Here is a 21,057-nt window from a genome sequence, read left to right as displayed (position 1 = left end):
CCCACCATGACCGTTGTCCCGGCACAGCAAGGCGGAGGCGGCGCCCGCGGCACCAGCGGCCTGTACGACGTCCTCGAACTCGTCCTCGACCGCGGACTCGTCATCGACGCGTTCGTCCGCGTGTCCCTGGTCGGCATCGAGATCCTGAAGATCGACGTCCGGGTCGTCGTCGCCAGCGTCGACACCTACCTCCGCTTCGCCGAGGCATGCAACCGCCTCGACCTGGAGGCGGGCCCCCGCAAGGACCCCGGACTGCCCGACCTGGTCGGTGAGATGACCGAGTCCGGCGCCCGCGGCAAGTCCAAGGGGGCGCTCTCCGGAGCCGCCGAAACCATCTCGGACGCCCTGAAGGGCTCGTCCGGCGGCTCGTCCAGCGGCTCGTCCGGCCGCTCGTCGTCGACCCGCAAGAAGGAGGAGCAGGAGTGAGCACGTACGTCTACGGAATCGCACGCAGCTCACACCCGAGCCTGCCCGAGAAGATGGGCGGCGTCGGCGAACCGCCCCAGCCCGTCCGCGTCCTCACCCACGGCGCCCTCGCCGCGCTCGTCAGCGACGCGCCCGAGGACCTCAGGCCCAAGCGGCGCGACCTGCTCGCCCACCAGAACGTGCTCGCCGAGGCGGGCGCGGGCGGCGCCGTCCTGCCCATGCGGTTCGGCGGCATCTCGCCCGACGACGACGCGGTCGTCGCCGTCCTCGGCGAGCGCGAGGAGCACTACCTGGAACGGCTGCGGGCCCTGGACGACAAGGTCGAGTACAACGTCAAGGCCAGCCACGACGAAGAGGCCGTCCTGCACCGGGTGCTCGCCGACAACCCCGAGCTGCGCGAGCTCAGCGAGGCCAACCGCGCGGCCGGCGGCGGCACGTACGAACAGAAGCTGGCCCTCGGCGAACGCGTCGCGGCCGCCGTCCAGCAGCGCGAGGCGGGCGACGCGGTGCTCATCCAGCAGGCGCTGGAGGCCGAGGCCGCCGACGTCCGCCCCGGCCCGGAGAGCGGCGGCTGGCTCACCAACATCTCGTTCCTGGTGGAGCGGGACCGCGCCGGCGCCCTCATCGCCGCGATCGACAAGCTCCGACGGACGCACAACCACCTCGTGCTCCAGGTGAACGGACCGCTGCCGCCGTACAGCTTCGTGGAGTGAGAGGGAAGGACCCGAGCGATGGGCCTGCTGGGAGAGCTGCTGCTCCTGCCGGCCGCCCCCCTGCGCGGCACCGCCTGGGTGCTGCGCCAGGTGGTGGCGGAGGCCGAGCGGCAGTACTACGACCCCGCCGCCGTACAGCGCGAACTCGCCCGCCTCAACGAACTGCTGGAGGCGGGCGAGATCGACGAGGCGGAATTCGACCGCCGCGAGGACGAGCTCCTCGACCGACTGGAGAAGGGCCCGAGACAGCCATGACCACCCCACGCCCCGCACGCCCCGGCGGCGGCCTGCCCAGCCCGTACGCCTCGGACGGCAGCAGCGCCAACCTCGCCGACATCCTGGAACGCGTCCTCGACAAGGGCGTCGTCATCGCCGGTGACATCAAGATCAACCTGCTCGACATCGAGCTGCTGACCATCAAGCTGCGCCTCGTCGTCGCCTCCGTCGACCGCGCCAAGGAGATGGGCATCGACTGGTGGGAGAGCGACCCCGCGCTCTCCTCCCGCGCCCGCCACAGCGAACTCTCCCGCGAGAACGCCGACTTGCAGCGCCGCATCGCCGAACTGGAGGGACGCACCGCATGAGCACCGACCGGCTGCGTTACGTGTACGCCGTCACGCGCCCCTTCGACGGCGTCCTGCCCGAGGGGGCACGCGGCATCGACGGCGAACCGCCCAGGCTGCTGCGCCACGGCGACCTGGTCGCCGTCACCAGCGGCGTCCCGGCCGAGGAGTTCGACGAGGCGCCGCTGCGGGCCCGCCTGGAGGACCTCGACTGGCTGGCCGGCACCGCGCGCGCCCACGACGCGGTGATCTCCGCCCTGTCGACCGTGACCTGCCCCCTCCCGCTGCGCCTCGCGACCGTCTGCCGCGACGACAGCGGCGTACGGCGCCTGCTGGAGGAGGGGCACGACCGGTTCGTCCGGGCGCTGAAGCGGCTGGACGGCCGGGTCGAATGGGGCGTCAAGGTGTACGCGGAGCCAGGCGCCGCCGCCGAGAGCGAGGAAGCGGCGGCCCCCGGGCGCGAGGCGAGCGGCCGCGACTACCTGCGCCGCCGCCTGCACGCCCGCCGCAGCCGCGAGGGCGACTGGCAGCGGGCCGACGCCCTGTGCCGCCGGCTGCACGCCGAGCTGTCCCGGTACGCGGAGGCCGGCACCGTCCACCGGCCCCAGGACGCCCGGCTCTCCGGCGCCGCCGGGGTCAACGTGCTCAACGCCGCCTACCTGGTGGACCGGGCGCGCAGCCAGCGGTTCGTCGAGCTGGTCGACGGGGCGTCCGAGCCGGGCGTACGCGTCGAACTCACGGGGCCGTGGGCGCCGTACTCCTTCGCCGGCATAGCGGACGAAGAGGTCCAGGAGGCCGGCCGATGAGCACGGTGAGCCCGATGAGCACGACGAGCACGGTGGAGCCGCTGGGCGAGCGCCGTATCGCCCTGGTCGACCTGCTGGACCGGCTGCTGGCGGGCGGGGTCGTGCTGACGGGCGACCTCACCCTGCGGATCGCCGACGTCGACCTCGTACGCGTCGACCTGAAGGCCCTCATCAGCTCGGTCAGCGAGGACGTGCCGTCTCCCTGGGAAGCCCTCCGGGAGGTGCGCCCGTGACCGCGTCGCGTCGCCGCACGGTGGAGCTCGACCCCGACACCGTCGAACGGGACCTGGCCGCGCTCGTCCTGACGGTCGTGGAGCTGCTGCGGCAGCTCATGGAGCGTCAGGCGCTGCGGCGTGTGGAGAGCGGGGACCTCACCGAGGAGCAGGAGGAGCGCATCGGGCTGACGCTGATGCTGCTGGAGGACCGGATGGAGGTCCTCCGGACGCGGTTCGGACTCGCGCCGGAGGACCTCGACATCGACCTGGGGCCGCTCGGGCCCCTTCTCTGATCCCGCTACCAGCGGTACCAGCGCGACCGTCCGGCGTCCGTCGTCGTGCGCATCAGGAAACCGAGCAGCCAGATCACCAGGACCGCCAACGCGATCCACCACAGCACCTTCACCGCGAAGCCGAAGCCGAACAGCACCAGCGCCAGCAGCAGAACGAGCAGGATGGGAACCATAATCTGCACCTCCGCCCTCCGGGTGCCCCGGATTCGAACTCGTACACGGAACGCGCCCGGTGCGGGGTGGCGCTTAGGTGGACCGGGGGAACTTCGTGCGCGTCGCCCCGTCACCACCGCGCCGGGGCGGCCGGATCAGCACATCATCATCCCTGTGGCCGCAGTCCACGAAGGGAAAGGCTCCGACATGCCCCTCGTCACCAGCGCAGGACGTCTCGTGCTCACCGCCGCGGTGTGCGCCGGACTGCTCGTGGGATGTGCGGGAGAGCCACGGACAGCCCAGGGCCCCCAGGTCCCGGTGAAGAAGACGGCGGCGGCCCCGGCACCCGGAGCGCCCGCGCGGCCCGCGCCCGCCGAGATCCCCGGCCTGGGCCCCGGCACCCGCTCGCACATCCCCGCCACCAGCACCCAGGCGCTCGTCGTCAAGGGCGACGGACCGCACTCCCACCAGTCGACCGCCGTGCTGTACGAGCGCGATCCGGCGACCGGGTGGAAGGCCGTCAGCCAGCCGTGGCCCGCGCACAACGCGCTGCGCGGCTGGACGGCCAACCACCGCGCCGGCGACCTGCGGACGCCCATCGGGGTGTTCGCCCTGGGCGACGCCGGGGGAGCCCTGCCCGACCCGGGCACCCTGCTGCCCTACGACCAGGACGCGGAGTTCAACCTGTCCGGCACGGGCTTCCTGGGCGAACCCCTGGAGGGCTCCTTCGACCACGTCGTGGCCATCGACTACAACCGGATCCCCGGCACGTCCCCCCTCAACAAGGTCCGCCCCCTCGGGCTCGGCAAGGGCGGCGGCGTCTGGATCCACGTCGACCACGGCGGGCCCACGCGCGCGTGCATCTCCCTCCAGCGGGACGACATGCGGCAGTTGCTGCTCGCCCTGGACCCGGCGAAGAAGCCGGTGATCGTGATGGGGGACGCGGGGACGCTCGGGCGGTGACCGCCGGGCGCCGGAGGGCCTTCCGGGTCCGGCGTCACAGAGCCTTACGAGGGCGGTAGACCGTCAGTGCCTCGTCGGCCTTGTCGACGAACAACTCCGGCGGGGCCTCGGTCACTTCGCCGTCGTACGCCAGCGGCGTCCCCGGCACCAGGCCCGAGACCCGCACCCGCCGCACCTGCTCGGCCGCGTGCACCGGCGACCGGCTGAGCGGCCCCGCCAGCGCCGCCGCCAGCAGCCGCAGCCCCGGCAGCCGCCCGGCGTGTACCACCCGGACGTCCAGCAGGCCGTCGGCCAGGTCGTGGCGGCGGCCGGGCGTCGGGCCCATGCGCCGGTAGACGCCGTTCCCCGCGAACAGCAGCCACAGCGGGCGCCGGCGGCCGTGCAGCTCGGCCTCCAGCGGATGCTCGCCGCGCAGCACGTGCCACGCGGCCAGGACACCGGCGGGCCAGCCGCCGATCCGGGGCGACCAGCGCTCCCGAAGCCGTACCAGCTCCGGATACACGCCCAGGCTGAAGGTGTTGAGGAAGTACCCGTACGGCGAGCCGTCCGGCCCCGGGGCGAACCGGCCCAGGTCGACGCGGACCGCGTCCCCCGAGGCGAGCGCGCGGCAGGTGTCGTGGACCGACTCGACGCCCAGGTCGTACGCGAAGTGGTTCAGGGTGCCGCCCGGGAACACCGCGAGCGGCAGGCCGTACCGGGCGGCCACCTCGGCGGCCCGGTTGACCGTGCCGTCGCCGCCGAGCACCCCCAGGGCACGGCACCGCCCGGACACGGCGGCCTTCTCCAGCACGTGCGGTATGTCGTCCGGGTCGCACTCCAGCACCTCGGCACGCGGCAGCGCGTCCCGTACGAGCGCGGCCGTGTCCCCGGAGCCGGAGCCCCGGTTGGCGACGACGACCAGGTCGGCGCCGCCGGGCAGGGCGGGCGCGTCGGCGTGCGGGCGGCCCGGGGCGGGCAACTGCGACCGGGTCGGCACGATCCCGCGCACGGCGAACGCGGCGCCCACACCGAGCGCCGCGCCGACGAGCACGTCACTCGGATAGTGGACGCCCGTGTAGACGCGGGACAGCGCCACGGCGGCGGCGACCGGCGCCACGGCCGCGCCCCAGCCCCTGGACTCCAGCAGGACGCCCGTCGCGAAGGCGGCGGCGGAGGCCGAGTGCCCGGACGGGAACGACGTGGTGAACGGCTGCTTCTTCAGTTGGCGCACCAGCGGCACCGCGTCCAGCACCGGCCGGGCGCGGCGCACGGACCGCTTGCCGACCGTGTTGATGGCCGCGGACGCCAGTGCCAGGGACGCCACGCCGCGCACGGCGGCCCGCCGCGACCGCGCGTCGCGCCCGACGACGGCCATACCGGCCGCCGCGCCGAACCACAGCAGCCCGTGGTTCGCCGCACGACTCAACCGGGGCAGCACCCGGTCGCCACCCGGCCAGTGGCGGGTGGCGACCCGGTGGAAGACCTCACGGTCCCAGGCGCTGAGCCGGGCGGTCACCCGGTCACGGACGGTCTCGGCCGGCTGCACGCCGTGGGAATCGGACATGCCCCGCGCGTACCCCGTCCCTCACGTGCCCACGCGTCAGGCGGGTGCCGCCTCCCGCTCGCGTTCCTTCTCCGCGTACGGCCAGCGCAGCAGCGCGCCGAGGCCGCCGACCGGGACGTCGTCCTCGACCTCGGGGCGGACCCGCAGCACCTCCGCGCCCGTCATGACCGCCGAGCGGAGCAGCGCGTCGTCGGCGCGGGCGGGCAGCGGCTCGCGCTCGCCCAGGTAGTGCGTGTCACTGCGGCGCACCGCGATCTGGTCGGGTTCGGCGCCCACCCACACCTCGCGGTGCGTGTCGGGCCCCTCGGGCCGGATGAGCAGCTCGGCGATCCGGTGCTCGCGGGCCGCCTCGATCAGCGCGGGCACACCCTCGGCCGCGGCCGGCGCGCCGCCGCCGCTGGAGCGCGCCGCCCGGAAGCGGTCCAGCTCCTCCTCGGCCTGCCGCCGCAGGTGCTCCTGCCGGGCCGCTTCCACGTCCTCGTCCAGCAGCCGCACGCTCTTGCCGGCGCCAGGCGCCCGGCTCCCGTGCTCGCTCTCCACGGCCAGCGGGCTGAACTCGGCGGGCAGCCGCTCGTGCACGGAGTGCCGCTCACGGACGTCACCGGTCAGCACGATCAGATCCGCGCCGGTCTCCTCCTCGCACTCGGCGACGGCCTCGGCGATCCGCTCCGCGTTCTCGTCCCAGGTGTTCTCCACGCTGAGCTGGAAGTGACGCTCGGACCAGTCGGCCGAGCCGGTGCGGTGGATCGGCCAGTCACGGCCCTCCACATGACCGGCGGGGCGGCCCCCGAGCGGACTGCGCAGCTCCAGGTCCGCGCCGGTGCGGTCGATGTAGGCGACCAGGCAGACCGGCTCCTGCGCCGCCAGGTCCAGCAGCGGCGTCAGCCTGGGCAGCGCGGCCCACGTCACGTCGGCGGGGGCGATGGGGCGGCGCGTCAGCGGCGGGTCGAGGACGACCTCGCCGTGCGCCGCGAACACCGCCCGCCCGGCCTCGCCCGGCGGGCGGCGCCCGCTCGTCAGCGCCTCGTACACGGCACGCTCGGTGGCCGGGTCACACCCTTGGGCGGCGAGCGCCCGGCAGGCGTCCCGGGCTTGCAGTTCCCGCCGCTCCTGCGTGGACTCGTCGATCCGGGACGTGTCCAGATACACGCTGGCCCACGGCCCGGGACGGTCGAAGAGGGGGGTGAGAAAGGCGAGTTGCATGGCTCCCTCCCGGAGGCCGGATTGTGCGTCCCCGACGGGTACCCGACAGACCACGGGCCACACAGGTCACGCTTCGCGTCCGACCATCGCCAGCAGCCTCGTCTGCTCGTCGGCGTCCGGCGGAGTCTTGAGCCGGGGGGCGAACAGGCCGCTCCCGGCCAGGCTGTCCGCGTACGGGGACACCTCCCGCACGGTGAACTCGACCAGGTCGTGCGGCAGCCGCTCGTCGGCGCCGATCGCCCGCGACAGGTCCCAGGCGTGGATGACCAGGTCCGAAGTCATCTGCGAGCAGTACGCGGTGGCCTGCGTCGGCCCGTAGGAGAGGTGGACCGTCCGGTCCATGGCGCCCTTCTCCAGGAACGCCTCCCGGCACTCCGCCGCCGCCCGGTCCCAGACGGCGACCGGGTCGTCGCCCAGGACGTCGCCCTCGAAGGCGTCGCCGACGTCCGCGACGGTGCGCCGCTCCCGCAGCAGCGGGACCACCCACAACTGCTCGGCGGTCAGGTGGTTGACCAGGTCGCGGACCGTCCAGTCGGTGCAGGGCGTCGGGGCGTCCCACTGGTCCGGGCGCACGGCGTGCACCCGTTCGCCGAACAGGTCGAGCGCCTCACCGTGCCGGGCGAGGAGCGAGCTGGGCACATGGGGGTTCGGCATCCGGGGTCACCTCCGTGGGTCCGTATGACGTCACCGACGCCACCCCGTCCACTCTTCCCCCGCGCGGTACGCGGCGCGAGGCGGGGTGGCCCGGCGGGGGGGGCACGACGGGTCACGACGAGGCTCCTCGTCCGCCGCGCGGGACGAGGAGCCGGCCTGGCGTGGGAACCGTGATCAGCCACTCGCGGACACCTTGGCCGCCTTGGCGAACTCGGCCGTGAACGCCTCGCAGAACGCCTTGAGGTCGTCCGGCTTGCGGCTGGTGATCAGTGTGCTGGGCTGTGCCTCGCACACCTCGACCCGCTCGTCGACCCACTCACCGCCGGCGTTGCGGATGTCGGTCCGCAGGCTCGGCCAGGACGTGAGCCGCCGGCCGCGCACCACATCAGCCTCCACCAGCGTCCACGGCCCGTGACAGATCGCCGCGACCGGCTTGCCCGCCTCGAAGAACTCCCGGATGAAGGAGACGGCCTTCTCGTCCATCCGCAGGAAGTCCGGGTTGGCGACGCCGCCGGGCAGCACCAGGCCGCCGAAGTCCCCGGCCGAGGTGCCGGCGACGGTCCGGTCGACGGGGAAGGTGTCCGCCTTGTCGAGGTGGTTGTACGCCTGGATCTCGCCCGGCTTGGTCGAGACGAGGACGGGCGTGTCTCCGGCGTCCTTCACCGCCTGCCAGGGGTCGGTGAGCTCTATCTGTTCGACGCCTTCGGGCGCCACGAGAAACGCGATCTGCACAGTGGTTCCTTTCTGGCTCTGTCAGGTGCCGGTGTTGGGCTCGGCCCGGCTGATGTCGGCGAGGGCGGAGTGCGGGTCCTGCGACACGGCCAGGTCCCCGATGCTGACCATGCCGAGCGGGCGGCCGTCCTCCACGACGGGCAGCCGGCGGATGGCATAACGCCGCATGAGGTCCACGGCGGACGCCACCTCGTCGTCGGGGGCGACGCACACCGGGTCCGGTGTGCACACCGACACGGCGTTCACCGTGAGGGGGTCGGCGCCGTCGGCGACCGCGCGGAGCGCGATGTCGCGGTCGGTGACCACGCCCAGCAGCCGGTCGCCGTCCGCCACCAGCACATCCCCGATGTCCTGGGCGCGCATGAGCTGGGCCGCCTCGACGAGCGACGCGTCGGGGCGCACCGCCGCCACCCCGGGCGTCATGACGTCCCTCACGAGCTGTGCCATGGCTGTCCGCCCTCCTGCCTCTTCCCTCTCGCCTCTTCCCTTCGGATGACGCCGCCCGGGGTACCCGCCCCGGGTCCCTTCATGCCCGATCAGGCCGGGTGCGGTGGTCGCACCAGTGCCACGGCCACGTCCTGCACGCTGCGGTAGGTGCGGTCGCCGGGCAGCGACGCCACCCGCTCCATGAGCGGGTCGGGCGCGTGGCGCTCCCGCAGGATGCGCAGGAGGTCGCCGCGGTGCGCCGGGAACGGCGTACGTGCCAGATGCCGGCCCAGCTCCAGGCGCAGCGCCTCGAACGGGTCGGTGTGCACCCGGGGCGGTGCCAGTTCCGGGTCGTCCTCGGCGACCGGCTCCGGGTCGTGCCACTCCTCGGTCCTGGTCGGGTGCCCGGACCTGAGCAGCCCCTTGAGCTGGTGCTTCATCTCATCGTCCTGGCGGCGGCTGAGCCGGTCGCTGCCTCGCTGCATGGCGCCCTCCACGATCTTCCGTGTGCGGTCGCCGGGCGGGTACCCGGCCCGGCGGAGGCAAACCCGGGTTTGGGACCGGGGGAGTGGGGGACTCGCCGGTGCGGCCGAGCGGCCATGGGTGACAGGGAAGAAAAAGGTCTCGGGCGCGGACGGCGGTCCGCGCCCGAAGGCTGTTCCGGCCCCCGCGCGTTGCGGCGTTCCGGCCCTCGCGCGTTCCGCCCGCCTGCGTCACCGAGGGTTTGTCTTCCGTCACGGGGGAGACCCGGCCCTTGACGGAAGGACCGGGTCATGGGACTGCTATCCGTACTGGTTCCCCTGCTGCTGCCGCCCGTGATGCTCGGCGTGATCATGGCGATGGGGCGTTACGAGGAACTCATGCTGCCGGAACCGGAACCGGGGCCGGGGACCACGGGGGAGGAGGCCCGCACGGTCACGGCTTCCCGCCCGGCAGGAACTCCTGCATCTTCGCCTTCAGCCCCTGCCTCACGACCGCGCCACGCTCGGCGTCGCCCTTCACGAGGGCCGCGACGGTCGACTCGAGCTGCTGCCAGGTCGCATGCGGCGGGATCGGCGGTACGGACGGGTCGGTGACGAACTCGACGACCGCCGGGCCGTCCGCCGCCAGCGCCATCCGCCAGGCGCTCTCCACCTCGTCCGGCTTCTCCACCCGCAGACCGGTCAGCCCTATCGACTCGGCGAACAGCGCGTAGGGCACGTCCGGCAGCTCCTGGGACGGCAGGAACGACGGCGCGTTGCCCATGGCACGCAGCTCCCACGTCACCTGGTTGAGGTCCCGGTTGTTCCACACGCCGATCACCAGCCGCGGATCGTCCCACTGGTGCCGGTACTTGGCCGCCGTGATCAGCTCCGCCAGCCCGTTCATCTGCATGGCCCCGTCCCCGACCAGCGCCACCACCGGCCGGTCCGGGTGCGCGAACTTCGCGCCGATCGCGTACGGCACCCCGCACCCCATCGTGGCGAGGGTCCCGGACAGCGAGCCGCGCATGTCGCCGCGCATCGTGATGTGCCGCGCGTACCAGTTCGCCACCGAGCCGGAGTCGGAGGTCAGCAGCGTACGGTCGGGCAGGAGCGGCGACAGCGCCCGCGCCACGTACTCGGGGTTCACAAGATCGGTGCTCAGGGAGGCCCTTCGCGCCATGACCTCCTCCCAGCGCCGGACCGACTTCTCGGTCTTCTCCTGCCAGCCGCGCTTCCTGTTCCGCCGCAGCAGCGGGATCAGGCGGCGCAGCGTGGCGCGGGCGTCGCCGATGAGGTTCACCTCGTACGGGTAGCGCATCCCCGCCATGTGCGGGTCGAGGTCGATCTGCACCGCCCGCGCCTGCCCGAACTCCGGCAGGAACTGGCTGTAGGGGAAGCTGGAGCCGACCGTCAGCAGCGTGTCGCAGCCCTGCATCAGCTCCCAGGAGGGCCGGGTGCCCAGCAGCCCGATCGACCCGGTGACGTAGGGCAGTTCGTCGGACAGCGCGTCCTTGCCGAGCAGCGCCTTGGCGACCCCCGCGCCCAGCAGGTCGGCGACCTCCTCGACCTCCGCGCGGGCCGCCGCCGCGCCCTGGCCGATCAGGATGGCCGGCTTCTCGCCGGAGTTCAGCACCTCGGCGGCCCGCTCCAGGGCGTCGTCGGCGGGTACGGCCGTCCAGGCGCTGCGGTCCAGGCTGGAGGGCACCATCTTGAACTCGTGGGTCGGCGGCGTGTATTCGAGCTCCTGCACGTCGCCCGGCACGATCACCACGGTCGGGCAGCGGCGCGCGTACGCGGTGCGGATCGCCCGGTCCAGGACGTTCGGGAGCTGCTCCGGGACGTTCACCGTGGCGATGAAGTCGGAGGCGACGTCCTTGAAAAGGGAGTGGAGGTCGACCTCCTGCTGGTACGAGCCGCCCATCGCGCTGCGGGCGGTCTGGCCCACGATCGCCACCACCGGCACGTGGTCGAGCTTGGCGTCGTACAGGCCGTTCAGCAGGTGGATCGCGCCCGGCCCCGAGGTCGCCACGCACACTCCGAGCCGGTGCCCGAACTTGGCGTACCCGACCGCCTGGAACGCGGCCATCTCCTCGTGCCGGGCCTGGATGAACCGGGGCTGGTTCTCGGCGCGGCCCCAGGCGGCGATCAGTCCGTTGATCCCGTCACCCGGATAGCCGAACACATACTCGACGTTCCAGTCGCGCAGCCGCGCGAGAATCAGGTCGGCGACATCCTTGCTCATCAGCGCTCCTCCTGGCCTCTTGGGTCCCTTATTACTCAGCGGTAACAGCCGTTGTGCCGCAGCGGCACAGGCCCGGGTACCGGGCCCCGAAGAGCGGAAACGCGCGGGGGCGGCCAGCATGGAAAGAGGAGTTTGCCTGGGTCGGCCCCGGGCATGCGCATCTCGTGCTTCGGACCGGAGGCACGTCCGTAGGAGCGGCGATCCGCTCCGGGCGTGTCCCCCTGCCCGGAGAAAGGAGCTCTCCTCGGGGTGACAGCCAACCGTCAGCACCGTTCAGGGAGCTGAAAAGCATCATGCCTACCCTCGCTCAGACGAAGCATCCGCACGACGACGCCCCCGACACCGCCGAGGCGTTCCAGCGCCTGGCCACCCTGCCAGAGGGCGAGGAACGGGAAGCAGTCCGGCAGGACATCGTCCGCGCCTGGCTCCCCATGGCGGACCGGCTCGCCGGCCGGTTCCGCAACCGCGGCGAGTCCCTGGAGGACCTCAAGCAGGTCGCCGCCCTCGGCCTGGTGAAGGCCGTGGACCGGTACGACCCCGAACGCGGCGCGGCCTTCGAGAGTTTCGCCGTACCCACCATCACGGGCGAGATCAAGCGCCACTTCCGCGACCACATGTGGACCCTCCACGTCCCGCGCCGCGTCCAGGACCTGCGGGGCCGGGTCCGCACCGCCTACCAGGAGCTCTCGCACTCGGTCGGAGGCCGCGCTCCCACCGTGTCCGAGATCGCCAAGAAGGCCGGTATGACCGAGGAGGAGGCCGTCGCCGGGCTGGAGGCCCTGGACAGCTTCACCGCCCTGTCCCTGGACGCGGAGCTGCCCGGCACCGAGGACGGATACACCCTCGTCGACGCGCTCGGCGGCCCCGACCCGGCCCTCGACGTCGTCATCGACCGCGAATCGGTCAAGCCGCGCCTGCGCAACCTGCCCGAACGCGAACAGAAGATCCTCTACATGCGGTTCTTCCGCGACATGACCCAGAGCCGCATCGCCGAGGACCTCGGCATCTCCCAGATGCACGTCTCCCGGCTGATCAGCCGCTGCTGCACCCAGATGCGGGAGGACATCATGCGGGACGTCGCCGCATAGCGAGCGCGATGTGGCGGGACATCACATCGGCGGCCTGCCCCTCGGCCATCGAGAAGGCCCGTCTCGCACCCGTACGGAACAGGGTCAGCACGCCCAGCACGCCGCCGTCCTCCAGCGGCAGCGGCAGGCACAACAGCGAGCTCACCTCGGCCCGCACCAGCACCGCCGCGCCCGAGGCGTCCTCGCCGAACGCGAGGATGTCCTCGGGCCGCACCTGCAACGAGGCCGACCCGCCCCGGGCCACCTCCACCACCAGCGGGCAGCCCGCCGGGTCCTGCGCCGCGACCGTCCTCACCAGCGGCGCGTACGCCTCCTCCGCCGGCCCCAGCGCAACGGCCCGGCGCAGCGGCCGCGCCCCGGCCGTGTCGGCCACCACCCAGTCCGCGAACCGGCCGTGCAGCACCCGTGCGGCCGCACTCAGCGCCGCGTCCGCGTCCCCCGGCGGACAGGTCAGCAGCGCGCACGCCATCGCGTCCACCAGGTCCATCATCCCGGCGCGCTGCGTGGCCTCCGCCAGATCGGGCGGCAGCAGCCGGCGCCCCGCCGCCCCGCCGGCCGCCGGCGCCGCCGGCCCCGACACGCCCGGCTGGAGTACCACCAGCACCGTGGGCTGCGGCTCGCCCGGCAGCGGCAGGGCGACCAGGGAGGCCCGCACCGGCTCGTCCGGCCGCTGCTGGAGCCGTACGGTCAGGCTGCGGGCGCCCTCGCCGCGCGCCGTGGCCGCCACCTGCGTCCGCAGCGGGCCCCGGTCGCCGGAGACCAGCAGCCCGGCCAGCGGGCGGCCCGTGGCGTAGCCCGCGCGGACCCCGGTCAGACCCGTCGCGGCGAAGTTCATCCGGCGCACCACCGTGTCCCGGTCGACCAGCGCGACCGGCAGCGGCAACCGCTGGAACAGCGTCTTCAGCAACTGCCGCTCCTGCCGGTCGGCCGACGTGCCGTCCGGGGCACGGGCCGCCAGCCGCTCGTAGCGCGGCCAGAGCGACTCTGCCGCATGCTGGAGTTCGAAGAGCGCCGCGTCCAGGACGCCCTGCTGTTCGCCGGGCGGAAGAGCGCGGGCGGAGCGCAGCTCGGCGACCCGTCGTACAAAATCCGTGAGGTCCTCGCCGAACTCGTCCGTCTGCGTCATGGAAGCACCGTAACCGGACCGGGGAGCGGGCGGTACGGGCCGTTTCGCGCTGCGGGCACGGGGCAGCCGCAGCCTGAGAGGAGAGCGCGCCATGTTTCCCGAGCAGGAGTACGAAGGCCTGGAACCGGCGTCCACCGTACGGAAACTCCAGCGACTCGCCGAACACTGCGTACGCTCCGTACCCGCCTGCTGCGGGGCCGTCGCCACTCTCAGCGACGGCGGCGGCGACGGCGACGGTGACGGCGAACGCCGCACCAGCGCCACCCACCCCGACCTCGCGGCCCTCGTGGCCGTCCAGCTCGACTCCGGCGACGGCCCCATACGCGCCGCCCTCGACAGCGGCGAACCGGTCGACGCGGAGGACCTCCTGACGGACGAACGCTGGCCCGACTACCGCGCGATGGCGCTCGGCTCCGGCGTACGGGCCAGCGTCACGCTCCCCTTCCACCGGGCCGGCATGGACATCACGCTCAACCTGTACGGCTTCCGGCCCGGCTCCCTGGGACACGCCGCGCACGGCTGCGCCGCGATACTCGGCGAGGAGATCACGGCGGGCCTCGCCCGCGACCGGCGCTACCGCGCCGCCCTCACCGAGGTCGGCCAGCTCTCCACGGCCCTCCGCTCCCGCCCCGTGATCGACCAGGCCGGCGGCATCGTGATGCACGTCCTGGGCTGCGACGCCGACGAGGCGTACCGGGTGCTGCGGCACGTCTCGCAGCTCACCAACCGCAAGCTCGCGGACGTGGCGGCGGGCGTCGTCCGCACCCGGGGGCGCGGCCTGGAGAAGGAACTGGCCCGCCTGGCACCGGACGCCCCGCGCCGGTGACGGGGAGCCCGGACGCCTCGGAGCGGCGATTTGCGAGGAACCTCCGTATAAAGGGCTGTGGGGCTGGGCACATGTCCCCGGACCACCAGCGGCGGAGACCCAGCGGCGGAGGTAAGGACATGCGGCAGCCGGACACGCGGGGGCGCGGCCCCGTCCGCTACGGGCCGCCCGCGCCCGAGCCCGGCCTGCCCGTCCTGCCCGAGCTGGCCGCCGTCCTCGCGGCCGCCGCCGGCCGCACCGAACCCGAACCGCCCGGCGGCGGCGTCGTCCTGCGCGACGCGGCAGCCGGCTACTGGTGGCGGCGCGGACTGCGCTGCCACCCCGAGGACCTCGCCGCCGCGCCCGGCGCCCAGCCGCTGCTGTCGGCGCTCATGGCCGCCCACGGCGGCGACATCCTGATGCCCCGGCCCTGCCCCGCCTGGTGGACCCCGCAGGCCCGGCTCCTGGGGCGGCCCGCCTACCACGTGCCGACCCCCGCCGAGTGCGGCGGCGTGCCCGACCCGTTCGCGCTCCTGGAGACCGTACGGCGCGTCCGCGCCGAAGGCGGCCACCCGGCAGTCCTGCTGCTCTCCGTGGCCGACGACCCCACCGCCACCGTCGCCCCGCCCGAGGTGGTGCGCGAGGCGTGCGAGGCGGCCGTCGCCGAGGGCCTGCACATCATCAGCGACGAGACCTGGCGCGACACCCTGCACGACCCCCACGACACCGTGCTCGTCAGCCCCGCCGAGATGTGCCCCGACGACGTCACCGTCCTGTGCGACCTGGCCGGCTCCCTCACCCCCGCCGGCTGGCCCGCCGCCATCGCCCGCTTCCCGCACACAGGGCGGGGCCCGGCCCGCCGCGCCCGCACCCTCGACCGGCTCACCGCGCTCGGCGCGCAGGTCGCCGCCCCCGTCGCCGCGGCCGCCGCCCACGCGCTCGGCGAACCCGAACCGGTCACCACCCGCGCGGCGGCCACCGCCGCCCTGCACGCGCGCGTGGCCGCCGCCGCGCACCACGCCGTGCTGACCGCCGGGGCGCTCGCCCTCCCGCCCCGGGCGGGGCGGCACCTCTACGCGGACCTGGGCCCGCTGCGCGGCCGGCTCGCCGAGCGCGGCGTGACCGACTCCATGGAACTGGAGGCGTACCTGACGGACCGCCTGGGCGTGCCCGCACCCGGCGGCCACCGGTTCGGCGACGAGCTCGGCGCGCTGCGCGTACGCCTGCCCACCTGGCCCCTGCTCGGAGCAACCCCCGAGGAGCGCACGGAGTCCCTCACGGCGGCGGAGCCGCTGGAATCGCCGCACGTGGCGGAAGCGTTGGACAGGTTCGGTTCTGCTTTCCACGAACTTGGAGAACCACGGTGAACGGAGCTGGCAGATGACGGAACAGACGGCACCCACCGAGCAGCCCCCTCTTGAGCACCCATCGGCGGAGCACACCCAGGGCGGCGGCCCACGGCCCCTCGGCCAGATCCGCACCTGGCCCAGATCCTTCACCGACCGGCTCACCGCGCCCCTCCCCGGTGTCCGCGCCATGGCCAGACTCGCCCGCGAAGGGGCCGTGCGCCCCAGCGCCGAAGGACTCCGCGACATCCCGCACCTGCCGTTCCGGCCCGAGCCCCTGCCCGCCGTGGAGCCCGGCTCCGTCTCCGTCACCTGGGCCGGGCACGCGAGCTGGATCGTCCGCATCGGCGGCCTCACCGTCCTGACCGACCCCGTCTGGTCCCGCCGCATCCTCGGCACGCCCGCCCGCATCACCCCCGTCGGCGTGCGCTGGGAGGACCTCCCGCCCGTCGACGCCGTCGTCATCAGCCACAACCACTACGACCACCTGGACGCCCCCACCGTAAGAAGACTGCCCCGCGACACCGCCGTCTTCGTCCCCGCCGGTCTCGGCCGCTGGTTCCGCCGCCGCCGCTTCACCCGCGTCACCGAACTCGACTGGTGGGAGCACGCCGAACTGCGTCCAAGGGGCGGCGCCGAAGGCGCCTCGGCTGAGGGTGGTGGCGGGCGACGGGTGGGCGTCCGCTTCGACTTCGTACCGTCCCACCACTGGTCCAAGCGCACCCTCACCGACACCTGCCGCTCCCTGTGGGGCGGCTGGGTCATCGGCGACCCCCACGGGCACCGCGTGTACTTCGCGGGCGACACCGGCTACGGCCACTGGTTCAAGGAGATCGGCCGCCGCCACCCCGGCATCGACCTCGCCCTCCTCCCCATCGGCGCCTACGCCCCCCGCTGGTGGCTCCGCGACGTCCACACCGACCCGGAGGAGGCCGTCCAGGCCCACCAGGACCTCGGCGCCCGCATCATGGCCCCCATGCACTGGGCCACGTTCGTCCTGTCCTCCGAACCGGTCATGGAACCCCTCACCCGCGTCCGCGCCGCCTGGGAACAGGCCGGCCTGCCCCGCGACCACCTCTGGGACCTCCCAGTCGGCGCCTCACGCGTGCTGTCTTGTTAGGGCTCGGTTCTCCTCCGGGGCGCTTCAGCCTGTGTCGACGGTCGACCGTGCTCGGTCGCTCGTTCCTCACGACCTCCGCGCGTTCTCCCTCTCGACACAGTCGCGCCCCTTCGGCTCACTCGCCGATCCGCCCGCTCAGGAATGGCGCCACCGCCGCCACACCGACGGCACCGCGCTGATCAGCACCGTCAGCGCCACCGCCGCCAGGACGCCCTCCCAGGGGCGGGCGAAGAGGGAGCCGCCCAGGATGCCGATGAGCTGGTACGTCACCGCCCAGGCCAGGCACGCCGGGATGTTGCCGCGCACGAAGCGGCGCAGCGGCATCCCGGCCAGCAGGCACGCCAGCATCACCGGGATGCGGCCCGCCGGGACCAGCCGGGACAGCACCAGCACCGACACCCGGTGCTCCCGCAGCTTTGCCTGCGCCTGCTCCAGCCGGTCCGGCGCCGCCCGCTCCCGCAGCGCCACCAGCCAGCGCGAACCGTTCTTCGACCGCACCCCGCGCCGGCCCAGCCAGTACAGCGTCACATCGCCCAGGAACGCCGCGCCCGCCGCCAGCAGGAACACCACCAGCAGCGCGACCGGCGACGTCTGATGGAACGCCACCACCGCGGCCGAGCTGACGATGGCCCCCGTCGGCACCACCGGCACCAGCGCCCCCAGCGCCACCAGGAGGAACAGCGCCGGATAGCCGAGCGCCTGCTGGGTCGACTCGGGCGGGAGCTGGGCCACCGCCGCGATCACCCGGACACCTCCGGCCGCACGCTCTCGCCGTGCCCCAGCAGGTGCACCGCCACGTCCGGCGCCAGACGCGCCGCGTGCCGCACGAACTCGTCGCCCGGCGCGTGGAACTCGTGCGGCCGCACCCCGTCCAGCCCGATCGGCCAGTACGTGCCGTAGTGCACCGGAACGGCCGCCCGGGGCGCCAGCGCCGCCAGCGCCTCGGCCGCCCGGGTCGCGTTCAGATGCCCGGGCCCCAGGAACGGCCCCCACCCGCCGACCGGCAGCAGCGCCACGTCCACCTCGCCCACGGCCGCCGCCATCCCGTCGAACAGCCCGGTGTCCCCGGCGAAGTAGGTGCGCGCCGCACCGCGGATCACGTATCCGAGCGCGGGGGACAGGTGCGGCCCCACCGGCAGCCGCCGCCCGTCGTGCCGCGCCGGCACCGCCCGGACGACCAGCTCCGCCACCTTCACCTCGTCACCGGGGGCCACCTCGGTGATCCGCAGCCCGCCCGCCGCGCCCAGCCTCCGCAGCCCCGGCACCGCACGCGTCGCGCCCCTCGGCACGATCAGCCGCGTACCGGGCGCGAGCCGGGCCAGCGACGGCAGGTGCAGGTGGTCGGAGTGGAGGTGCGAGACCAGCACCGCCTCCGCCCGCGCGGCCGCCGGCGGCGGCAGCTCACCGCGCCGCCGCCGCAGATGCGCGAGCCGGCGCACGAACAGCGGGTCGGTCAGCACCCGCACCCCCGAGTCCTGGACCGTACAGGTGGCATGACCCCACCAGGTGACCTCCACCGGCACCGCCCGCCCTCCTCGCTCCCGCGTTGCTCCTACGAGCGTAAATGCGCTCCTCCTCGCCCGGAGGCGATCGGAGTAGGGTCGGCGGCATGGACGACGTACGCGTGGCGGCGATCGCCAGCCTGACGCCGCTCGAGGAGCTCGACAGCGACCCCTTCCTGGTCGACACCCGCAGCCAGCACGCCATGTGCGAGCGGTGGGCGGCCGACAAGGGCTATGTCGTCAGCCGCCAACTGCTGTTCTACGGGATGCGGCCCGACCACCGGATGCTGTGGGCCGACGTCGAGGCGGGCGCGGTCGACCTGTTCGTCGCGCCCAACCAGCGGGTCCTCGACCGGGCGCTGACCTCCGCGCGGGACTTCACGGCCGAGTGCGAGCGCCGGGGCGTACGGCTGGAGACGGCCGGGCTCGACGAACCGGCGTACGACGCGGCCATGAAGGCCCATGTGCACCGCCGGCTCTCCATGCCGACGGCGGGCTACGACGGCTGCTGAGCCGGACCGAGGAGCGAGCGGCGTGGCCGAGGGACACTGGCGTACGGCAGGGGGCGCCCTGCTGCGGGTCGTCGTGGTGTGGGCGGTGTCCACCCTCACGATGCTCGCGCTCGCCGGTCTCCTGCCCGACTTCCAGCTCCAGTCCGACGACGGCGACAGCATCACCCGCACCGCCGTCACCGCCGCCTGGGGCGCGGGGGCGTTCGGCCTGCTGAGCGCCCTGGTGTGGCCGCTGGTCGTCCGCGCCCTGCTGCTCGTGCCCGCCCTGGTCCTCGGGCTCCTCGCCTTCTTCCTCAACGGCTCCCTGCTGCTGGTCGCGCTCTGGCTCATCCCCGACGGGCGCGGCGAGGCCGACCCCGAGAACGCCGTCGTGGTGGCCGCCGTGATGTCGGCCGTCGCGTCCGCCACCTCCACCGCCCTCGCCGTACGCGACGACAACGCCTACCGCCGCCGCCTCTACCGGCTCGCCGGCCGCCGCCGGTCGGGCCGGCCCGGAATAGGCCCCGACAGCCCGCCCGGCACGGTGTTCCTCCAGCTCGACGGCGTCGGCCACCAGGTGCTGCGGGACGCCGTCGCCGGCGGGGTCATGCCGACCGTCGCCGCCTGGCTGGGCTCCACCCACCGCCTCACGCCCTGGCGCACCGACTGGTCCAGCCAGACCGGCGCCAGCCAGCTCGCCATCCTGCACGGCACCAACCACGACGTACCCGCCTTCCGCTGGTACGAGAAGGACACCGGCCGGCTCATGGTCAGCAACCGGCCCGCCAGCGCCGTCGAACTCCAGCGCCGCGCCATAACGCGCACCGGCGACGGCGGGCTGCTGACCCTGGACGGCGCCAGCCGCGGCAACCTCTTCAGCGGCGGCGCCGACCAGCTCGCCCTCGTGCTCTCCGTCTCGGCCCGCCGGGGCCGCCGCAACCGCTCCCGGGCCGGGTACTTCGCCTACTTCCGCGACCCCGCCAACGCCGTCCGCACCGCCATCTCCTTCGTCGCCGAGGTCTGCCGGGAGATCGGCCAGTCCACCCGGTCCCGTCTCAGGAAGGACACCCCCAGGGTCGGCCGGGGCGGGCTGTACCCCTTCATCCGCGCCTTCGCCACCGTCGTCGAGCGGGACGTGGTCGTCGCCGCCGTCATGGGCGACCTGCTCGCCGGCCGCACCGCCGTGTACGCCGACCTCGTCGCCTACGACGAGGTCGCCCACCACTCGGGGCCGCACAGCCGCGACGCGCTCAAGGTCCTGGAACGCCTCGACCGGTCCATCGCCCTGATCGCCAAGGTCGCCGAGCACGCCCCCCGCCCCTACCGCATCGTGCTCCTCTCCGACCACGGCCAGAGCCCGGGCGAGACCTTCGAGTCCGCGTACGGGCTGACGCTGCGCGACCTGGTCCGGGCCGGCTGCGGGCTGCCCGTACCGCGCCGCGCCCAGCACACCCCGAGCGGCGCCGAGGCGCGCAACGCGCTGCGCAGCGCGGTGCACCTGCCGGTCGAGGAGGGCCGCGAGGAGCGCCCGGCCCGCACCTCCGGCCCGATCGTGCTGGCCTCCGGCAACCTGGGCCTGATCTCCTTCCCGGACGTGACCCACCGGATGTGCCGCGAGGAGATCGAGCGCCGTCACCCCGCCCTCCTGCGCACCCTCGCGGGCCACCCCGGCATCGGTTTCGTGCTCGTGCGCAGCGAGGAGCACGGCTCGGTGCTGCTGGGCCCCGCCGGCCGGGAAATCCCCGTGGACGACCTCACCGACGACGGCCCGCTCGCGGTGTTCGGCCCCGGCGCGGCCGACCTGATCCGCCGCACCGACTCCTTCCCGCACGTCGCCGACATCATGGTCAACTCCATGTACGACCCGGAGACCGGCACCGTGCACGCCTTCGAGGAACAGATCGGCTCGCACGGCGGACTCGGCGGCGAGCAGTCGGAGGCGTTCCTGCTGTCGCCGCGCACCCTGTCCGCGCCGGTCGCCGACGGCAGCCGCCTGACGGGCGCCGAAGAGGTCCACCGGGTGCTGCGGCGCTGGCTGCGCGAGGCCGGGGGCCCGCAGGTGCCGCTGGAGGAATCCCCGTCACGCCCCCGACCGGAAGAAGCATTTCCGGTTGCCGACCCCGTCGTGCCGGACAAACACCACTGATTTGGTGCAGCGTTCGCCGTACCCGAACATGTTCGGG

At 73.9% G+C, this 21,057-nt stretch carries 25 protein-coding genes; 14 read left to right on the top strand and 11 right to left on the bottom strand.

Annotation, left to right across the window (positions count from 1 at the left end; translation table 11 throughout):
- The first annotated feature begins 6 nt into the window (after window positions 1-6).
- From AB0J57_RS04345 to AB0J57_RS04315, 7 genes are read left to right on the top strand one after another with little or no spacing between them, the layout of a single operon-like run.
- Entirely contained in the window at window positions 7-426 is a 420-nt protein-coding gene (locus AB0J57_RS04345) for a gas vesicle structural protein GvpA (protein WP_366126388.1), read from the top strand.
- A complete protein-coding gene (locus tag AB0J57_RS04340; protein WP_366126387.1) occupies window positions 423-1,139 on the top strand; it encodes a GvpL/GvpF family gas vesicle protein in 717 nt (238 codons plus the stop codon). Before AB0J57_RS04345 ends, AB0J57_RS04340 begins: the two co-directional genes overlap by 4 nt.
- An 18-nt stretch (window positions 1,140-1,157) precedes the next feature.
- On the top strand, window positions 1,158-1,394 hold the full coding sequence (locus AB0J57_RS04335) for a gas vesicle protein GvpG (protein WP_366126386.1): 237 nt from the start codon (window positions 1,158-1,160) through the stop codon (window positions 1,392-1,394).
- Window positions 1,391-1,723: a gas vesicle protein gene (locus tag AB0J57_RS04330; RefSeq protein WP_366126385.1), complete on the top strand. Its 333-nt coding sequence runs from the start codon at window positions 1,391-1,393 to the stop codon at window positions 1,721-1,723. The genes AB0J57_RS04335 and AB0J57_RS04330 overlap by 4 nt, the downstream gene beginning before the upstream one ends.
- Window positions 1,720-2,508, top strand: coding sequence for a GvpL/GvpF family gas vesicle protein (locus AB0J57_RS04325; RefSeq protein WP_366126384.1), 789 nt, complete (start codon window positions 1,720-1,722; stop codon window positions 2,506-2,508). Before AB0J57_RS04330 ends, AB0J57_RS04325 begins: the two co-directional genes overlap by 4 nt.
- A gap of 14 nt (window positions 2,509-2,522) precedes the next feature.
- Window positions 2,523-2,741: a gas vesicle protein gene (locus AB0J57_RS04320; protein ID WP_366126383.1), complete on the top strand. Its 219-nt coding sequence runs from the start codon at window positions 2,523-2,525 to the stop codon at window positions 2,739-2,741.
- Window positions 2,738-3,016 carry a gas vesicle protein K gene (locus AB0J57_RS04315; RefSeq protein WP_366126382.1) on the top strand — a complete coding sequence of 93 codons (279 nt, stop codon included), beginning with the start codon at window positions 2,738-2,740 and terminating at the stop codon, window positions 3,014-3,016. Before AB0J57_RS04320 ends, AB0J57_RS04315 begins: the two co-directional genes overlap by 4 nt.
- A 5-nt stretch (window positions 3,017-3,021) precedes the next feature.
- Here the strand turns inward: AB0J57_RS04315 and AB0J57_RS04310 are convergent, their stop codons facing one another.
- Complete coding sequence (locus AB0J57_RS04310) at window positions 3,022-3,189, bottom strand: hydrophobic protein (RefSeq protein ID WP_366126381.1); 168 nt, start codon at window positions 3,187-3,189, stop codon at window positions 3,022-3,024.
- A 187-nt stretch (window positions 3,190-3,376) separates the two neighbouring features.
- On the opposite strand from AB0J57_RS04310, the gene AB0J57_RS04305 reads away from it, so the two are divergent.
- Window positions 3,377-4,132: a hypothetical protein gene (locus AB0J57_RS04305; RefSeq protein ID WP_366126380.1), complete on the top strand. Its 756-nt coding sequence runs from the start codon at window positions 3,377-3,379 to the stop codon at window positions 4,130-4,132.
- A gap of 34 nt (window positions 4,133-4,166) precedes the next feature.
- On the opposite strand, the gene AB0J57_RS04300 is transcribed toward AB0J57_RS04305, so the two are convergent.
- The 7 genes from AB0J57_RS04300 to AB0J57_RS04270 form a co-directional block, all read right to left on the bottom strand.
- Window positions 4,167-5,675 (bottom strand): phosphatase PAP2 family protein, encoded by a 1,509-nt coding sequence (locus AB0J57_RS04300; RefSeq protein ID WP_366126379.1) that lies wholly within the window; start codon window positions 5,673-5,675, stop codon window positions 4,167-4,169.
- 36 nt (window positions 5,676-5,711) lie between these two features.
- On the bottom strand, window positions 5,712-6,878 hold the full coding sequence (locus AB0J57_RS04295) for a Vms1/Ankzf1 family peptidyl-tRNA hydrolase (protein WP_366126378.1): 1,167 nt from the start codon (window positions 6,876-6,878) through the stop codon (window positions 5,712-5,714).
- Between the two features lie 66 nt (window positions 6,879-6,944).
- Window positions 6,945-7,532 carry a TIGR03086 family metal-binding protein gene (locus tag AB0J57_RS04290; RefSeq protein WP_366126377.1) on the bottom strand — a complete coding sequence of 196 codons (588 nt, stop codon included), beginning with the start codon at window positions 7,530-7,532 and terminating at the stop codon, window positions 6,945-6,947.
- Between the two features lie 174 nt (window positions 7,533-7,706).
- Entirely contained in the window at window positions 7,707-8,264 is a 558-nt protein-coding gene (locus AB0J57_RS04285) for a type 1 glutamine amidotransferase domain-containing protein (RefSeq protein ID WP_366126376.1), read from the bottom strand.
- 21 nt (window positions 8,265-8,285) lie between these two features.
- Entirely contained in the window at window positions 8,286-8,711 is a 426-nt protein-coding gene (locus tag AB0J57_RS04280) for a CBS domain-containing protein (protein ID WP_366126375.1), read from the bottom strand.
- A gap of 89 nt (window positions 8,712-8,800) precedes the next feature.
- The gene (locus AB0J57_RS04275; RefSeq protein ID WP_366126374.1) at window positions 8,801-9,175 is read right to left on the bottom strand and encodes a DUF2795 domain-containing protein; all 375 of its coding nucleotides are present in this window, start codon (window positions 9,173-9,175) and stop codon (window positions 8,801-8,803) included.
- 430 nt (window positions 9,176-9,605) lie between these two features.
- The gene (locus AB0J57_RS04270; protein ID WP_366126373.1) at window positions 9,606-11,396 is read right to left on the bottom strand and encodes a thiamine pyrophosphate-requiring protein; all 1,791 of its coding nucleotides are present in this window, start codon (window positions 11,394-11,396) and stop codon (window positions 9,606-9,608) included.
- A gap of 293 nt (window positions 11,397-11,689) precedes the next feature.
- Between AB0J57_RS04270 and AB0J57_RS04265 the strand changes: the two genes are divergently transcribed.
- The gene (locus AB0J57_RS04265) at window positions 11,690-12,484 is read left to right on the top strand and encodes an RNA polymerase sigma factor SigF (protein WP_366126372.1); all 795 of its coding nucleotides are present in this window, start codon (window positions 11,690-11,692) and stop codon (window positions 12,482-12,484) included.
- Here AB0J57_RS04265 and AB0J57_RS04260 read toward each other — a convergent pair.
- On the bottom strand, window positions 12,462-13,610 hold the full coding sequence (locus tag AB0J57_RS04260; RefSeq protein WP_366126371.1) for a PAS domain-containing protein: 1,149 nt from the start codon (window positions 13,608-13,610) through the stop codon (window positions 12,462-12,464). The genes AB0J57_RS04265 and AB0J57_RS04260 overlap by 23 nt on opposite strands.
- A 91-nt stretch (window positions 13,611-13,701) precedes the next feature.
- On the opposite strand from AB0J57_RS04260, the gene AB0J57_RS04255 reads away from it, so the two are divergent.
- The 3 genes from AB0J57_RS04255 (at window position 13,702) to AB0J57_RS04245 (ending at window position 16,881) form a co-directional block, all read left to right on the top strand.
- Window positions 13,702-14,436, top strand: a complete 735-nt coding sequence (locus AB0J57_RS04255) for an ANTAR domain-containing protein (RefSeq protein WP_366126370.1) — start codon at window positions 13,702-13,704, stop codon at window positions 14,434-14,436.
- Between the two features lie 119 nt (window positions 14,437-14,555).
- Complete coding sequence (locus tag AB0J57_RS04250) at window positions 14,556-15,782, top strand: aminotransferase class I/II-fold pyridoxal phosphate-dependent enzyme (protein WP_366126369.1); 1,227 nt, start codon at window positions 14,556-14,558, stop codon at window positions 15,780-15,782.
- A gap of 13 nt (window positions 15,783-15,795) precedes the next feature.
- Window positions 15,796-16,881, top strand: a complete 1,086-nt coding sequence (locus AB0J57_RS04245) for an MBL fold metallo-hydrolase (protein ID WP_366126368.1) — start codon at window positions 15,796-15,798, stop codon at window positions 16,879-16,881.
- 135 nt (window positions 16,882-17,016) lie between these two features.
- Here the strand turns inward: AB0J57_RS04245 and AB0J57_RS04240 are convergent, their stop codons facing one another.
- Window positions 17,017-17,625: a VTT domain-containing protein gene (locus tag AB0J57_RS04240; protein ID WP_366126367.1), complete on the bottom strand. Its 609-nt coding sequence runs from the start codon at window positions 17,623-17,625 to the stop codon at window positions 17,017-17,019.
- Complete coding sequence (locus AB0J57_RS04235; protein ID WP_366126366.1) at window positions 17,622-18,404, bottom strand: MBL fold metallo-hydrolase; 783 nt, start codon at window positions 18,402-18,404, stop codon at window positions 17,622-17,624. The genes AB0J57_RS04240 and AB0J57_RS04235 overlap by 4 nt, the downstream gene beginning before the upstream one ends.
- An 86-nt stretch (window positions 18,405-18,490) precedes the next feature.
- Here AB0J57_RS04235 and AB0J57_RS04230 point away from each other — a divergent pair, with 86 nt between their 5' ends.
- Together AB0J57_RS04230 and AB0J57_RS04225 are read left to right on the top strand one after the other, a co-directional pair.
- The gene (locus tag AB0J57_RS04230; protein WP_366126365.1) at window positions 18,491-18,895 is read left to right on the top strand and encodes a hypothetical protein; all 405 of its coding nucleotides are present in this window, start codon (window positions 18,491-18,493) and stop codon (window positions 18,893-18,895) included.
- 22 nt (window positions 18,896-18,917) lie between these two features.
- Window positions 18,918-21,020 (top strand): phage holin family protein, encoded by a 2,103-nt coding sequence (locus AB0J57_RS04225; protein WP_366126364.1) that lies wholly within the window; start codon window positions 18,918-18,920, stop codon window positions 21,018-21,020.
- Window positions 21,021-21,057 lie beyond the last annotated feature (37 nt).

Origin of the sequence: Streptomyces sp. NPDC049837 (assembly GCF_040674455.1) — a bacterium.
Classification (GTDB): Bacteria; Actinomycetota; Actinomycetes; order Streptomycetales; family Streptomycetaceae; genus Streptomyces.
Note: the sequence above shows the minus strand (reverse complement) of the source record. Positions and strands in the feature narration are given on the sequence as shown.